This is a genomic window from Trinickia sp. HAY1-2D (genome assembly GCF_056754935.1).
Genome location: NZ_JBPGWX010000002.1, coordinates 3181500 through 3195893 on the forward strand (window position 1 = coordinate 3181500; position 14394 = coordinate 3195893).

Here is a 14394-nt window from a genome sequence, read left to right on the forward strand (position 1 = left end):
AGCCTCAGGCTTATTGACGGGCGATGGTGCTGGTACGCCGGATCTTCGCTTGGAGCTGGATCACGCCGTAGACCAACGCCTCCGCGGTCGGCGGACAGCCGGGCACGTAGACGTCGACGGGCACGATGCGGTCGCATCCCCGCACAACCGAATACGAGTAGTGGTAGTAACCGCCGCCGTTCGCGCACGAACCCATCGAAATGACCCAGCGCGGCTCGGCCATCTGGTCGTACACCTTGCGCAGCGCCGGTGCCATCTTGTTGCACAGCGTGCCGGCGACGATCATGACGTCCGACTGGCGCGGGCTCGGGCGGAACACCACGCCGAAGCGGTCGAGGTCGTAGCGGGCCGCGCCCGCATGCATCATCTCGACCGCGCAACATGCGAGACCGAACGTCATGGGCCAGAGCGAGCCCGTGCGCGTCCAGTTGATCAGCTTGTCAGCCGTGGTGGTGACAAACCCTTCCTTCAAGACCCCTTCGATACTCATTTGCTTTGCACTCCAGGCGGAACGACCGGCGCTTGGCCCTCCGCGAGACACCGGCGATTAACCCATCACTCCCAATCGAGTCCGCCCTTCCTCCAGATGTAGGCAAAGCCCAGCAGGAGTTCGAGCAGGAAAATCATCATCGCCATGAAGCCGGGCCAGCCGATGTCGCGCAGGGCAACGCCCCACGGAAACAGGAACGCGGTCTCGAGATCGAAAATGATGAAGAGGATGGCCACGAGGTAGTAACGCACGTCGAACTTCATGCGCGCGTCCTCGAATGCCTCGAAGCCGCACTCGTAAGGCGAATTCTTTTGACTGTCGGGCCTGTTCGGACCGAGGATCTTGCCAATGCTGACAAGCGCAATGCCTAAACCCAGGCCCACGAGAAGGAATAACAGAACGGGGAAGTAGGCTGCGAGGTTCAAGACTATCCTCTATCGGTTGGTTCTGAATGCCACGGAGAAACTGGTGCATCCGCGATCGAAAACCACTTCGTCATGGCATTGCAAGCATGCCGCAAGCAAACCCCAGAAGTGACAATGCCAGCCGAAGCGAAGCATGCGGCTGGCATTGGATAACTTTGGTGCCGACGGCGAGACTCGAACTCGCACAGCTTTCGCCACTACCCCCTCAAGATAGCGTGTCTACCAATTTCACCACGTCGGCACTAATTGCAATCCCGGACAAACTCGCACAACTTGTTCGAAGACCCGCGAATCGCTTCAAGACTTAAATTCTAACCCGTCTATCAAAATTGTTCAACGCACGAATGCGTCGCCCAACGAAAAATTACTTCGGTACCGTCTGACCGGGCACGGCCGGTGCTGGCGCCGACGCGGGCGCCGCTGCAGACGCCGCCGAGGCGGGCGCACTCACCGTCGGGATCGCACCGAGGACACCTGCCGAGGGCCGCGACTTGTACGAGCCGATGTACGTCAACGCGAGCGTCGTCACGAAAAACACTGCCGCGAGAACGGCCGTCGTTCGTGACAGGAAGTTGGCAGAGCCCGTCGCACCGAACAAGCTTCCCGATGCGCCGCTACCGAATGCCGCACCCATGTCCGCGCCCTTGCCGTGCTGAAGCAGGACGAGGCCAATGATGCCGAGCGCCGACAACAGCTGCACGACGATGATCAACGTTTTGAAAAACAGCATGACACCCACCTAAGTTATGGTTTGACACGCGGCGCTCGGGCGCCCCGTGCTGCAGCGATCCGCACGTCACACGGCGCGAGCCGTGCTCGCCGCCATGCAGATCGCCAAAAAATCATGGCTCTTGAGCGACGCGCCGCCGATGAGGCCGCCGTCGATATCGGCCTGGCCGAACAAGGCTTCCGCGTTGTCCGGCTTCACGCTACCGCCATAAAGCAGCGTGACGTCCGCCAAGCCTGCATCTTTCGCCGCGAGGCGGGCACGCAGGAACGAGTGGACTTGCTGCGCTTCGTCGACCGTGGCGCTCTTGCCTGTCCCGATGGCCCACACGGGCTCGTAGGCCACGACGATGCGCGCCAGCTCCTGCACGGAAAGCGTGTCGAGCACGGCATCGATCTGCGCCCCGACAACCGCTTGCGTCGCGCCGGTTTCTCGCTGCTGGAGCGTTTCGCCCACGCAGACGATCGGCGTCAGACCCGCCGCCAGCGCGCGCTGCGCCTTGAGCGCGACGACCTCCGACGTTTCGCCGTGATAAGCGCGGCGCTCGGAATGGCCGACGATGGCAAGCGTGGCACCAAATTCGGCCGCCATTTCAGCCGCGGTTTCGCCTGTATAGGCGCCGTGCGTGTACGCCGAAATATCTTGCACGCCCCACGCCAGCGGCCCGCTGCGCAGCAGCGCTTCGGTTTGCGCGAGATACGGAGCTGGCACGCATACGCCGATGCGGACCGTCTCCGTAACGGAGCCCGCCTGCAGCAACGCGCGCAAGAGCGCCTCGTTTTCGGCGAGCCGCCCGTGCATCTTCCAGTTACCGACTACCCACTTTGTCCGCTTCGCCCGCTCGTTCGCCATGCCCGTTCTGCCCCCTCGGCTATCGTGCCACCCGCCGCTGCCGCGGCTGCCGCGCACGCAAAACGCGCAATTTTACTGTGCGCGGGCGGACCGGGTCAAACCGTGAGCGTCCAGTCAAGCACGATTTTGCCGATATGCTCGCCGCTTTCCATCAGCGCATGCGCCTCCTTCGCCTCATGCGCCGGCAGCACACGATAGACGATGGGCTTGATCCGGCCCGCTTCCAGGTGCGGCCAGACGTGCGTTTTGAGCTCGGCCGCCACGCGCGCCTTGAAGTCCACCGCCCGTGCCCGCAACGTCGACCCGGTGATCGTGAGCCGCCGGCGCAGCACCTCGCCCAGGTTGAGCTCGGCCTTGGCGCCGCCCAGCAGCGCGATGATGACGAGACGGCCGCCGTCGGCCAGCGCCGACAGCTCGCGCGGCACGTAACCGCCCGCGACCATGTCGAGAATGACGTCGACACCCCGGTCGTTCGTGAGCGACTTCACCACTTCGACGAAATCCTCGGACTTGTAGTTGATCGCGCGCTCCGCGCCGAGCGCCTCGCATGCCTTGCACTTTTCGGCAGTGCCGGCGGTTGCGAAGACACGGAACCCCGCGGCGTGGGCGATCTGGATCGCCGCCACGCCGATGCCGCTCGAGCCGCCTTGCACGAGCAGCGTCTCGTTCGCGCCCCCTTCGCCCGCACCCAGTTGCGCGCGCTCGAAGACATTGCTCCAGACCGTGAAGAACGTCTCCGGCAGCGAGGCCGCTTCCACATCGGTGAGACCGGCCGGCACCGGCAGACACTGTGCGAGCGGCACGGCCACGTACTGCGCGTAGCCGCCCCCGGCGAGCAGCGCGCAGACGCGATCGCCCATCTTGAGCCCGAACGGATTGTGTTTCCCGTCGAGCGTGCCGCCGACGATCTCGCCGGCGACTTCGAGGCCCGGCAAGTCCGATGCCCCCGGCGGCGGCGCGTAAGCACCCTTGCGCTGAAAGACGTCCGGCCGATTGACGCCCGAGGCCGCGACCTTGAGCAGCACCTCGCCGGCTCTCGGTTCCGGCATGGGCCGCTCGGCCAGCGCGAGGACTTCCGGCCCGCCGAATTCGGTAATTTCGATTGCTTTCATCCGCATCACCCTTGGCTCAAATCTTCATCGATCGCGCACATGCGAGAAGCATCGTGCGCCTTCGCCGCTGGGCCCCAAGTATGCGCCAAAGCGCCGATCCCGGTCGGCCCCGCGCGGGGAGGAGCACGGCAAAAAAACGGCCGGCGTGCGCGAAGCACGGCCGGCCGTTTGCGCCCGTCACCGCATTACTGCTGCGGCGCGGACTCGGGCTGAGCGGCGCCCGATGCGGCGTCGTTCAACAAGGCCTTGGCCGACAGGCGCACGCGTCCCTTCTCGTCCGTCTGGATGACCTTGACCTTCACCTGCTGACCTTCGGAGAGGTAGTCCTTGATGTCCTTGATACGCTCGTTCGCGATCTCGGAAATGTGCAGCAATCCGTCCTTGCCCGGCAAGATGTTGACGATGGCGCCGAACTCGAGGAGCTTGAGCACCGTGCCTTCGTAGACTTGGCCTACCTCGACCTCAACCGTGATCGCTTCGATGCGGCGCTTCGCTTCGGCCATGCCTTCGCTGCTCGTGCTGGCGATCGTGACGACGCCGTCGTCCGAGATGTCGATCGTGGTGCCGGTTTCTTCCGTCAGGGCACGGATCACCGAGCCGCCCTTGCCGATCACGTCGCGAATCTTCTCGGGGTTGATCTTGACGGTGATCATGCGCGGCGCGAATTCGGAGAGCTGGTCGCTCGCACCGGCCACGGCTTCCTTCATCTTGCCGAGGATATGCATGCGCCCTTCTTTCGCCTGCGCGAGCGCGACCTGCATGATTTCCTTCGTGATGCCCTGGATCTTGATGTCCATCTGCAGCGCGGTCACGCCTTCGGCCGTGCCGGCCACCTTGAAGTCCATATCGCCGAGGTGGTCCTCGTCACCGAGGATGTCCGTCAGCACGGCGAACTTGTTGCCTTCGAGGATCAGACCCATCGCGATGCCGGCGACGTGCGCCTTCATCGGCACGCCCGCATCCATCAGCGCCAGGCAGCCGCCGCAGACGGACGCCATCGACGACGAGCCGTTCGACTCGGTGATTTCCGAGACGACGCGAATCGAATAGCCGAACTCTTCGGCCGTGGGCAGGCACGCCACGAGCGCACGCTTGGCCAGGCGGCCGTGACCGATTTCGCGACGCTTCGGCGAGCCCACGCGCCCCGTTTCGCCCGTTGCGAACGGAGGCATGTTGTAGTGAAGCATGAAGCGCTCGCGGTATTCGCCTTCGAGCGCGTCGATGATCTGTTCGTCACCCCGCGTGCCGAGCGTGGCAACGACGAGCGCCTGCGTTTCCCCGCGCGTGAAGAGCGCCGAGCCGTGCGTGCGCGGCAGCACGCCCGTGCGGATCTCGATCGGGCGAACGGTACGCGTGTCGCGGCCGTCGATGCGCGGCTCGCCGTCGAGGATCTGGCTGCGGACGATCTTTGCCTCGATGTCGAACAGGATGTTGCCGACGGCCGTCTTGTCGGTCGGCATCTTGCCGGCCGCCAGCGCTTCCTCGTCGAGCTTCACGCCGGTTTGGGCATAGATTTCCTTCAGCTTGGCCGAGCGCGCCTGCTTGTTGCGCAGCTGATAGGCGGCGACGAGTTCGCCATGCGCGAGTTCCGTCACGCGGGCGATCAGCGCCTCGTCCCTGGCTGCCGGCTGCCAGTCCCACTCGGGCTTGCCGCCTTCGCGCACGAGCTCGTGAATGGCATCGATCGCCGTTTGCATCTGCTCGTGACCGAAGACGACTGCACCGAGCATGATGTCTTCGGGCAGTTGATCCGCTTCCGACTCGACCATCAGCACGGCACGCTCGGTGCCGGCCACGATGAGTTCGAGGCGCGATTCCTTCGTCTGCGAGCGCGTCGGGTTCAGTACGTACTGGTTATCGATGTAGGCCACACGCGCGGCGCCGACGGGGCCGTGGAACGGCAGTCCCGACACGGCAAGCGCGGCCGATGCGCCGATCAGGGCCGGAATATCCGCCGGGATCTCGGGATTCACCGACAGGACGTGGATGACGACCTGCACTTCGTTGTAGAAGCCCTCGGGAAAGAGCGGACGCAGCGGCCGGTCGATCAGGCGCGAGGTCAGCGTCTCGTGCTCGGACGGGCGCCCTTCGCGGCGAAAGAATCCGCCCGGAATCTTGCCGGCCGAGTAGGTCTTTTCGATGTAATCGACCGTCAGCGGGAAAAAGTCCTGACCGGGCTTGGCCGTCTTCGCACCGACGACGGTGGCGAGAACGACGGTGTCTTCGATGTCGACGATGACTGCGCCGGAGGCCTGACGGGCAACTTCACCGGTTTCGAGGCGAACGTTGTGCTGCCCCCACTTGAATTCCTTGACGACCTTATTGAATATGGACATGGTCACTCCTTCTCACTTTTTGTGTTCATCTTCAGCGCGCAAGCCGCAATCCGCTCGTTCGAGGGGCAGCTGGCGCGCCAGCGTGCCGACACACCTGCGGGAAGAGAAGTGTTATGCCATTCCAGCGCCATGCTCGCGAATCACGCGTGCGTCGTACTGGAATGACACAATGCTCCGCCCGCTTCGGGACGACTTGCCGCGCGGCCGATCCGCGCCGTCGCGGCACAAAAACAAAATGCCTGCATCAGCAACCTGACACAGGCATCTCGCACAAAACGACGTTTGCCGGTTACTTACGCAGACCCAGCTGCTCGATCAGCGAACGGTAACGGTCGGCGTCTTTATTCTTCAGGTAGTCGAGCAGCTTGCGACGGCGGCTCACCATGCGCAGCAGGCCGCGCCGGCTGTGGTGATCCTTCGAGTGCGACTTGAAATGGGACGTCAACTCGTTGATGCGCGAGGTCAGCAACGCCACCTGCACTTCGGGCGAGCCCGTGTCATTCGCGCCGCGAGCGAACTTCGCGACGACTTCGGACTTGTTGATATCAGCAACAGACATGTGATTTCCTTTGTTACGAACAAGCGGTCACGGAAGAAGGGCCGTGCCGTGGGGTAATCGGACTACTACGAAACGGTACTACAAAAACGAAGCGCGTATTCTAGCACAGACCGTCGTGGCGGCTACCCGCCCGTAATGGGGGCTCAAGGGCGTTTCATCCTGCACATGACAGGCGGCACCGTCTGGGCGCGCGGCAGCGCCAGGACCGTGCGAAAGCCGTAACCCGACCCCTCGTTGTCGAATCGAACGCCCGGCGTGCCGGCTTTGTCCATCTCCATCACATAAAGGGGCTGGATGAGCTGATGATCGTCGGCCCGCATCGTGACGTGTTGAAAGCCGTTTTCGTAATCCATGCCCTCGAGCGCCCGGGCGACGTCTTCGGCCCGAGTCGTATGCGCGCGGGAAATCGCCGCGGCGAGCATTTCGATCATGATCTCCATGCGCAAGACGGGGTAGTCGTCCCGCGCGGCCGGGAACCGCGTTCGAAAAGCGGCGTAGTAAGCGTCCGAGGCCGCAGGATTCGCCCCGGCCGCCCGATCCGGAAACAGGGCCGACGCGCCGGCGTTCGGATGCCAATCGGCCACCGCCAGCACGCGCTTCACTCCGGCATCGCCGAGCGCCGCCGGTGCTCCCAGGCTGTTGCCGTAAAACGTATAGAACTTGCCCGCGAAGCCCTGCTCCCGGGCCGCCTTCACGAGCAGCGTGAGATCGTTGCCCCAATTGCCCGTGATGACGGCGTCGGCGCCGCTCGCGCGGATCTTGGCGATATAGGGCGTGAAATCCTTGATCCGGCCGATCGGGTGGAACTCGTCGCCCACGATGGCGATGTCGGGGCGCTTTTCGCCGAGCGCGGCGCGAGCCAGCGCGCTCACGTCGTGCCCGAAGCTGTAGTCCTGATTGAACAGGTAGACCTTCCTGATCGCGCGGTCCCCGGCGATGACGGTCGCCAGCGCGTTCATGCGCATGCCCGCGTGCGCATCGAAGCGAAAGTGCCAGAAACTGCAGCCGGCTTCCGTCAATGCGGGATCGTCGGCCGAGTAGTTGAGGAACAATTGACGGTTGTCCGGCTCGCGAGCGTTGTGCTTGTCGATAGCCGCGATGAGCGCGGCAGCCACGGCCGAGCTGTTGCCTTGCAGAATGAACGGAATGCGCCGGTCCGCCGCGACGCGCTCTTCGACGAGCGCCTGCTCGACACTGCCGCGGCTGTCCAGCACGACGAGTTCGAGCGGATGGGCGCCGTCGGCGAGCATCACGCCGCCGCGCTGGTTCACCCGCTCGATGCCGAAGCGCAGATTGCGCTCCACGGCCGCGCCCGCGTCGGCGAATGGGCCGGACATGCCCTCGATCAATGCCAGCCGGACGGGCTCGCCGCCCGGACCTGCCGCCGCCGCGGCCAACGCCCACGCCCCAGCCACGATTGCCACCGCCACACGGGCCGCCCATTGCATCATCGGTATGTCTTCCTCTTGCTCTGAATCGCTCGAAGCGCGGATCATAGGGCGTGCGGCGCCGCGCCGCAAGCGTGGACCGCTCGCCATGCACGGTGGCCGAACCCGTGATAAAACCCCGCTGGGATGCGCGAAGGCGCAATGCAACGAACTGCCGGCGAAACGCGAGGCAAACGGAGGATTTTCATGTCGATGCGAATGCGTCTTTACGCCACGCTGGCAGCCGCGGTGCTCTTGGCCGGATGCGTGCCGCCGTGGGAGCACTTCCAGCCCGGCGAGGACCAGTCGGCACTCGTCGCCCGTTTCGGGCCGCCCCGTGAAATCTACGATCTGCCCGGCGGCGGCAAACGTCTGATGTGGCCGACCCAGCCGATGGGCGAAATCACGATGGCGGCCGATGTCGACCCGACGGGCAAGGTCCAGAGCCTGCGGCAGGTGCTGCAACCGAGCGAGTTCTACAAGGCCCAGATCGGCCAATGGACGCGGCGCGATGTGCTCGTCAACTTCGGCCGGCCCGTTGAGACCTCGTACTTTCCGCTGATGAAGCGCGAGGTCTGGACCTATCGCTATCTGGAAGCCAATGTCTGGTACATGATGTACAGCTTTTATTTCGACGATGCCGGCATCTTGCGGCTCACCCAAAAGACCCCGGATCCGCTGCACGATCCCGATCGTCACCGCTTCGGGCTGTGATGTGGCGCAAGGCGGTGGCATGAGGCATGCACGCGCGATAGGTTTGCATTGGGCACACGGATTGCTCCCTAAAAGCATCCCCACTCACAGGGAGGTGTCGATGGAGCCGTTCCGAATTCTCCTGACTGCAACGGTGCTTTTTGCCATTGCGGCCGTAGGCGGGGTGGTCATGGCCGGCATGCGTTTCGCCGGCAAGGACTACCCTCCGACTTCCCTGGCGATGCTGCACGGCACACTCGCAGCCGCCGCCCTCACTCTGCTCATCTACGGCGCCGCGACGGTAGGCGTGCCAGGCCTCGCGATCGCCGCCATTGTCCTGTTCGTGCTGGCTGCCGCGGGCGGAGCCTTCATGAATCTGAGCTACCACTGGAAGCATCTGGCGCTGCCGAAGGCCATCGTCATCGTGCACGCCGTCATTGCGGTGGTGGCCTTCATTTTGTTGATTCTCGCGACTGTGGCTGCGCACGGCTGAGCCGCGCGGGACGCTGAACGGCAAAAAGGCCTTCCGGGGAAGGCCTTTCGATCGCTGCGTGAAGTCGCGCCGCTGCACGGCGCGTCTTCGTCAAAGCTCGGGGCGTTGCGGGTTGACCTTGTCGGCTCCCGAATAGAGCTTGTTGAGCGCCGAGATATAGGCCTTTGCCGAGGCCGCGACGATATCGGGATCGGTACCGACACCGTTCACGATGCGCCCGCTCTTCGAGAGCCGCACCGTCACCTCGCCTTGGGCCTGCGTACCCGTCGTAATGGCGTTCACCGAGTACAGCAACAGTTCCGAGCCGCTCGCGGCCTGTGCTTCGATGGCATTGAGCGTCGCGTCGACGGGACCGTTGCCGTCAGCCTCGCCGACGACTTCCTTGCCGCCCACCGATATCACGATGCGCGCATGCGGCCGCTCGCCGGTCTCCGAGCGCTGCGAAAGCGAGACGAACTTGTAGTGCTCCCGCTCCTGCGCTTCGGCCGATTCCTCGGAAACGATCGCGATGATGTCTTCGTCGAAGATCTCGGCCTTGCGGTCCGCGAGTTCCTTGAAACGCGAAAACGCGGCGTTGACCTCGGTTTCGCTGTCGAGCGTGACGTGCAGTTCCTGCAGGCGCTGCTTGAACGCGTTGCGGCCCGAGAGCTTGCCCAGCACGATCTTGTTGGCCGACCAGCCCACATCCTCGGCGCGCATGATCTCGTACGTATCGCGAGCCTTCAGCACACCGTCCTGATGAATCCCGGATGCGTGAGCGAACGCATTGGCGCCCACCACCGCCTTGTTCGGTTGCACGACGAAGCCGGTGATCTGCGAGACGAGCTTCGATGCGGGCACGATCTGCGTCGCGTCGATGCCGAGTTCGAGACCGAAGTGGTCTTTGCGCGTCCTGACGGCCATCACGATTTCTTCCAGCGCAGTATTGCCGGCACGCTCGCCCAGGCCGTTGATGGTGCATTCGACCTGACGCGCGCCCCCGATCTTCACGCCCGCGAGCGAGTTCGCGACGGCCATGCCGAGGTCGTTATGGCAATGCACCGAGAACACGGCCTTGTCCGAATTCGGAATGCGCTCGCGCAACGTCTTGACGAGGTTGCCGTAGAGCTCGGGGACGCCGTAGCCGACCGTGTCGGCGATATTGATCGTGGTCGCGCCCTCGTCGATGACCGCTTCGAGCACGCGGCACAGGAAGTCCATATCGGAACGGCTGCCGTCTTCGGGCGAAAACTCGACATCGTTCGTGAATTTGCGCGCGAAGCGCACGGCAAGCCGAGCCTGTTCGTAGACCTGTTCGGGCGTCATGCGCAGCTTCTTCTCCATGTGCAGCGGAGAAGTCGCGATAAACGTATGAATACGGAAACGCTCGGCCGGACGCAATGCATCGGCGGCCCGCTGGATGTCCTTGTCGTTCGCACGCGCGAGCGAGCAGACCGTGCTTTCCTTGATGATCGAGGCGATCGCATTGATGGCATCGAAATCGCCATTGGAACTCGCCGCGAAACCGGCCTCGATCACATCGACCTTCATCCGCTCGAGCTGCCTCGCGATGCGAATTTTTTCGTCTTTCGTCATCGACGCGCCCGGCGATTGCTCGCCATCGCGCAACGTCGTGTCGAAAATAATCAGCTTGTCTGCCATCTCGGGTCTCCAGGGACGATGATAGGTGCGTTCGATAAGGGGAATTGCGGCGTGGCCACCGCTGGCGACGCCGAACAACGAACGAGGCAGACGGGGGCGAAAACGGTCAGCGCGATAGGTGCGCGAGCGCAGGCGCGAGACCGCATAGCGGCGCACCGGCTAGAAACGACAGGAGGGGAAATGCGAATTTCGGCATGTCGCCGAATATAACGGCATTCGCAAAAACGTGCAATCGCCCGGCGCCGCGCGGAAAACCCCGAGCGGCGCCGCAGCGGATCAGTCGTGCGGAGCCGAGCGGGCAGGATTGGCACGGCGGCGCAGTGACAGATAGGCCCAGAACGCGTAGCCGGAAAGGCCGTAAAGCACGAAAAGGCCGAACAGCATGAGGGGCGGATCGGACGAAACGAGCACGAACGCCATGACGACCAGCAAGATGGCCGCGAACGGCACGCGATGCCGCACGTCGAGCGCCTTGCCGCTGTAAAACGGTGCATTGGACACCATCGTCACCCCGGCATAAACCGTGAGGCCGAATGCCACCCACGGCAGCCACACGAGCTTGAGCGGCACCCGGTTATCGGTCGCGAGCCAGACGAAGCCCGCGATCAGCGCGGCAGCGGCCGGGCTCGGCAAGCCCTGGAAGAAACGCTTGTCGACCACGCCGATATTCGTATTGAAGCGCGCGAGCCGCAGCGCGGCGCCCGAACAGTAGACGAAGGCGGCAAGCCATCCCCATCGCCCGAGATCTTTCAAAATCCACTCGTACATGACGAGCGCCGGCGCGACGCCGAACGAGACCATGTCGGACAGGCTGTCGAACTGCTCGCCGAAGGCGCTTTGGGTATGCGTCATGCGCGCGACGCGCCCGTCCATGCCGTCGAGCACCATTGCGACGAAAATGGCGATCGCCGCAATTTCGAAGCGCACGTTCATCGCCTGTACCACGGCGAAGAACCCGCAGAAAAGCGCGGCCGTCGTAAACGCGTTCGGCAGCAGATAGATGCCGCGCTTGCGCAGGAACTGCTGGCGTGCCGCGCGGCGCCTTTCGGCCGGCGCGGGGGCACCGCCCGATCCGGCGTCCCCCATGGAGCCGTCCCGCTGGCCTTCCCCGGGAAACATCTTATGACGGCGAAACGGCCGCGGCAGCGCCGATTTTCCGGCGCGTGGGCGACGCGGTTTGAATGCGGCCATCGAACTCTCCTCGAGCCAGGCTCAAAGCTCGGCGAGGATCGTCGAGGAGGCATACACCTTCTCGCCGATCGAGACACGGGCGCGGCTGCCGAGCGGCAGATAGACATCGACGCGCGAACCGAAGCGGATGAAGCCATAGCGCTGCCCCCGCGCGAGCGGCTCGCCTGCGCGCACGTAGCAGAGAATGCGCCGCGCGATGAGGCCGGCGATCTGCACCGCGGTCACCGTATGGCCGCTGCCTGTCTCGATGACGACCGCATTGCGTTCGTTTTCGAGCGAGGCTTTATCGACGGCTGCATTCAGGTAGGCACCCGGAAAGTACTCGACCTTCGTGATGGCGCCGTCAACGGGCGAGCGTTGCGAATGCACATTGAAGACGTTCATGAACACGCTGATTTTGAGCGCTTCGCGACCGGCGTAGGGATCGAGCGTAGTCTCGACTGCGACGATGCGGCCATCGGCCGGGCACAGCACCGCGTTCGGCTCGCTCGGAATCGAGCGCGGCGGATCGCGGAAGAATTGCACGACGAAGACGAGCAGCAGCCAGAAGAGCCACGCCACGCCGAACCCCGCGATCGCATGGATCACGAGCGCGAGGACAGCGGCAATCGCGATGAATGGCCAGCCTTCGCGCGCGATGATCGGATGAGGGTAATTCATGGATCGTTTCAGTCTTTTTGTAAAACCATAGGATAGCAAAAGCCGTCCGGCGCACGACGCGCGGGACGGCCTCAGGTATTGCACATTCCTTTCGCGAGCGGACCTTTTTCAGCGCTCTCGCCGAGCGAGGCCCGCCATTGACGCGCGAAAATCAGTTCTTCGACTGGTCGACGAGCTTGTTCTTCGCGATCCAGGGCATCATCGCGCGCAGCTTCTCGCCGACCTGCTCGATCTGGTGCTCGGCCATCAGACGGCGGCGCGACTGCAGCGTCGGCGCGCCGGCGCGGTTTTCGAGGATGAAGCTCTTCGCGTACTCGCCCGTCTGGATATCCTTGAGCACGTCCTTCATGACCTTCTTCGTCTCTTCGGTGACGACGCGCGGCCCCGTCACGTATTCGCCGTATTCGGCGTTGTTCGAGATCGAGTAGTTCATGTTGGCGATGCCGCCTTCGTAGATCAGATCGACGATCAGCTTCAGCTCGTGCAGGCACTCGAAGTAGGCCATTTCGGGCGCGTAACCGGCCTCGACCAGCGTTTCGAAACCGGCCTTGATGAGCTCGACGGTGCCGCCGCAGAGCACGGCCTGCTCGCCGAAGAGGTCCGTCTCGGTTTCTTCGCGGAAGTTCGTTTCGATGATGCCTGCGCGTCCGCCGCCGTTGGCCGCCGCGTACGAGAGCGCGATGTCGCGCGCCGCGCCCGACTTGTCCTGCGCCACCGCGATCAGGTGGGGCACGCCGCCGCCTTGCGAGTACGTGCCGCGCACGGTGTGGCCCGGGGCCTTCGGCGCGATCATGATCACGTCGAGATCGGCGCGCGGAATCACCTGGCCGTAATGCACGTTGAAGCCGTGCGCGAAGGCGAGCGCTGCGCCTTCCTTGATGTTCGCATGCACTTCGGCCTTGTAGACCTCGGCGATCTGCTCGTCGGGCAGCAGCATCATGACGACGTCCGCGCCCTTCACGGCTTCGGCCACTTCCTTGACCGCGAGGCCCGCGCCTTCGGCCTTCTTCCACGATGCACCGCCGCGGCGCAGGCCGACCGTCACGCGCACGCCGCTGTCCTTGAGGTTCAACGCGTGGGCATGGCCTTGCGAGCCGTAGCCGATGATCGTGATGTCCTTGCCCTTGATGAGGGAGAGATCGGCGTCTTTATCGTAGAAAACTTTCATGTTCGTTCCTTCGCTTAATCGATTCGATTCAATGAACTGCTGGGCGGTGCCCTGGCTTCGCGTTTCGCAGGCAAGGCACCGGTCGTACCGGCCTCAGACCTTCAGTATCCGCTCGCCGCGGCCGATACCCGAGCTGCCCGTGCGGACCGTCTCGAGGATCACCGTCGTGTCGAGCGCCTCGATGAAGGCATCGAGCTTGTCGCTCGCGCCTGTCAGCTCGATCGTATAGGTCTTCTCGGTCACATCGATGATGCGGCCGCGGAAGATGTCCGCCATCCGCTTCATTTCTTCACGCTCCTTGCCGACCGCGCGGACCTTGATCAGCATCAGCTCGCGCTCGATGTGGGCGCCTTCGGTCAAGTCGACCACCTTCACCACCTCGATCAGGCGGTTCAAGTGCTTCGTGATCTGTTCGATCACGTCGTCCGAGCCAATGGAGACGATGGTCAGGCGCGAGAGCGAGCGATCCTCGGTCGGCGCCACCGTCAAGGTTTCAATGTTGTAGCCGCGTGCCGAAAAAAGACCGACGATGCGCGAGAGCGCACCCGGTTCGTTTTCCAGCAGGACGGAGATGATGTGTCTCATGTCGTGTTTCCCGTTTTATCCAGATGTCGATGCGA

General features: G+C 63.7%; 15 protein-coding genes and 1 tRNA gene. 2 read left to right on the forward strand and 14 right to left on the reverse strand.

Going from position 1 to position 14394, the window contains the following annotated elements; translation table 11 throughout:
- Nucleotides 1-10: 10 nt before the first annotated feature.
- From ACR9ZC_RS21885 to ACR9ZC_RS21925, 9 genes are all read right to left on the reverse strand, one after another.
- On the reverse strand, nucleotides 11-490 hold the full coding sequence (locus tag ACR9ZC_RS21885; protein WP_027819582.1) for a NuoB/complex I 20 kDa subunit family protein: 480 nt from the start codon (nucleotides 488-490) through the stop codon (nucleotides 11-13).
- 65 nt (nucleotides 491-555) lie between these two features.
- On the reverse strand, nucleotides 556-915 hold the full coding sequence (locus ACR9ZC_RS21890) for an NADH-quinone oxidoreductase subunit A (protein WP_440560637.1): 360 nt from the start codon (nucleotides 913-915) through the stop codon (nucleotides 556-558).
- Between the two features lie 156 nt (nucleotides 916-1071).
- Nucleotides 1072-1156 (reverse strand) — tRNA-Leu (locus tag ACR9ZC_RS21895).
- Nucleotides 1157-1279: 123 nt separating this feature from the next.
- On the reverse strand, nucleotides 1280-1645 hold the full coding sequence (secG, locus tag ACR9ZC_RS21900) for a preprotein translocase subunit SecG (RefSeq protein WP_481581888.1): 366 nt from the start codon (nucleotides 1643-1645) through the stop codon (nucleotides 1280-1282).
- Nucleotides 1646-1711: 66 nt separating this feature from the next.
- A complete protein-coding gene (tpiA, locus tag ACR9ZC_RS21905; RefSeq protein ID WP_481581889.1) occupies nucleotides 1712-2494 on the reverse strand; it encodes a triose-phosphate isomerase in 783 nt (260 codons plus the stop codon).
- A gap of 95 nt (nucleotides 2495-2589) precedes the next feature.
- Nucleotides 2590-3606, reverse strand: coding sequence for an NAD(P)H-quinone oxidoreductase (locus tag ACR9ZC_RS21910; protein WP_481581890.1), 1017 nt, complete (start codon nucleotides 3604-3606; stop codon nucleotides 2590-2592).
- Between the two features lie 185 nt (nucleotides 3607-3791).
- Nucleotides 3792-5942 carry a polyribonucleotide nucleotidyltransferase gene (gene pnp, locus ACR9ZC_RS21915; protein ID WP_331568940.1) on the reverse strand — a complete coding sequence of 717 codons (2151 nt, stop codon included), beginning with the start codon at nucleotides 5940-5942 and terminating at the stop codon, nucleotides 3792-3794.
- Between the two features lie 289 nt (nucleotides 5943-6231).
- Nucleotides 6232-6501 carry a 30S ribosomal protein S15 gene (rpsO, locus tag ACR9ZC_RS21920; RefSeq protein ID WP_173256573.1) on the reverse strand — a complete coding sequence of 90 codons (270 nt, stop codon included), beginning with the start codon at nucleotides 6499-6501 and terminating at the stop codon, nucleotides 6232-6234.
- 143 nt (nucleotides 6502-6644) lie between these two features.
- Nucleotides 6645-7952: a branched-chain amino acid ABC transporter substrate-binding protein gene (locus tag ACR9ZC_RS21925; protein WP_481581891.1), complete on the reverse strand. Its 1308-nt coding sequence runs from the start codon at nucleotides 7950-7952 to the stop codon at nucleotides 6645-6647.
- 189 nt (nucleotides 7953-8141) lie between these two features.
- Between ACR9ZC_RS21925 and ACR9ZC_RS21930 the strand changes: the two genes are divergently transcribed.
- Nucleotides 8142-8642, forward strand: coding sequence for a hypothetical protein (locus ACR9ZC_RS21930; protein ID WP_481582737.1), 501 nt, complete (start codon nucleotides 8142-8144; stop codon nucleotides 8640-8642).
- Nucleotides 8643-8742: 100 nt separating this feature from the next.
- Nucleotides 8743-9114 (forward strand): hypothetical protein, encoded by a 372-nt coding sequence (locus ACR9ZC_RS21935; protein WP_331568944.1) that lies wholly within the window; start codon nucleotides 8743-8745, stop codon nucleotides 9112-9114.
- Nucleotides 9115-9204: 90 nt separating this feature from the next.
- On the opposite strand, the gene ACR9ZC_RS21940 is transcribed toward ACR9ZC_RS21935, so the two are convergent.
- The 5 genes from ACR9ZC_RS21940 to ilvN all read right to left on the reverse strand — a co-directional run bounded on the left by ACR9ZC_RS21940 (nucleotide 9205) and on the right by ilvN (nucleotide 14359).
- The gene (locus ACR9ZC_RS21940) at nucleotides 9205-10755 is read right to left on the reverse strand and encodes a 2-isopropylmalate synthase (protein WP_331568946.1); all 1551 of its coding nucleotides are present in this window, start codon (nucleotides 10753-10755) and stop codon (nucleotides 9205-9207) included.
- 276 nt (nucleotides 10756-11031) lie between these two features.
- Entirely contained in the window at nucleotides 11032-11946 is a 915-nt protein-coding gene (gene pssA, locus ACR9ZC_RS21945; RefSeq protein WP_331568948.1) for a CDP-diacylglycerol--serine O-phosphatidyltransferase, read from the reverse strand.
- 21 nt (nucleotides 11947-11967) lie between these two features.
- A complete protein-coding gene (locus tag ACR9ZC_RS21950) occupies nucleotides 11968-12606 on the reverse strand; it encodes a phosphatidylserine decarboxylase (protein ID WP_481581892.1) in 639 nt (212 codons plus the stop codon).
- Nucleotides 12607-12757: 151 nt separating this feature from the next.
- Nucleotides 12758-13774: a ketol-acid reductoisomerase gene (gene ilvC / locus ACR9ZC_RS21955; RefSeq protein ID WP_481581893.1), complete on the reverse strand. Its 1017-nt coding sequence runs from the start codon at nucleotides 13772-13774 to the stop codon at nucleotides 12758-12760.
- Nucleotides 13775-13867: 93 nt separating this feature from the next.
- Nucleotides 13868-14359, reverse strand: coding sequence for an acetolactate synthase small subunit (ilvN, locus tag ACR9ZC_RS21960; protein WP_173256566.1), 492 nt, complete (start codon nucleotides 14357-14359; stop codon nucleotides 13868-13870).
- Nucleotides 14360-14394: the final 35 nt, after the last annotated feature.

Coding starts and splice junctions, on each gene's coding strand:
- ACR9ZC_RS21885 (WP_027819582.1), bottom strand. CDS start 490: ATGAGTATCGAAGGGGTCTTGAAGGAAGGGTTTGTCACCACCACGGCT.
- secG (WP_481581888.1), bottom strand. CDS start 1,645: ATGCTGTTTTTCAAAACGTTGATCATCGTCGTGCAGCTGTTGTCGGCG.
- tpiA (WP_481581889.1), bottom strand. CDS start 2,494: ATGGCGAACGAGCGGGCGAAGCGGACAAAGTGGGTAGTCGGTAACTGG.
- ACR9ZC_RS21910 (WP_481581890.1), bottom strand. CDS start 3,606: ATGAAAGCAATCGAAATTACCGAATTCGGCGGGCCGGAAGTCCTCGCG.
- pnp (WP_331568940.1), bottom strand. CDS start 5,942: ATGTCCATATTCAATAAGGTCGTCAAGGAATTCAAGTGGGGGCAGCAC.
- rpsO (WP_173256573.1), bottom strand. CDS start 6,501: ATGTCTGTTGCTGATATCAACAAGTCCGAAGTCGTCGCGAAGTTCGCT.
- ACR9ZC_RS21925 (WP_481581891.1), bottom strand. CDS start 7,952: ATGATGCAATGGGCGGCCCGTGTGGCGGTGGCAATCGTGGCTGGGGCG.
- ACR9ZC_RS21930 (WP_481582737.1), top strand. CDS start 8,142: ATGCGAATGCGTCTTTACGCCACGCTGGCAGCCGCGGTGCTCTTGGCC.
- ACR9ZC_RS21935 (WP_331568944.1), top strand. CDS start 8,743: ATGGAGCCGTTCCGAATTCTCCTGACTGCAACGGTGCTTTTTGCCATT.
- ACR9ZC_RS21940 (WP_331568946.1), bottom strand. CDS start 10,755: ATGGCAGACAAGCTGATTATTTTCGACACGACGTTGCGCGATGGCGAG.
- pssA (WP_331568948.1), bottom strand. CDS start 11,946: ATGGCCGCATTCAAACCGCGTCGCCCACGCGCCGGAAAATCGGCGCTG.
- ACR9ZC_RS21950 (WP_481581892.1), bottom strand. CDS start 12,606: ATGAATTACCCTCATCCGATCATCGCGCGCGAAGGCTGGCCATTCATC.
- ilvC (WP_481581893.1), bottom strand. CDS start 13,774: ATGAAAGTTTTCTACGATAAAGACGCCGATCTCTCCCTCATCAAGGGC.
- ilvN (WP_173256566.1), bottom strand. CDS start 14,359: ATGAGACACATCATCTCCGTCCTGCTGGAAAACGAACCGGGTGCGCTC.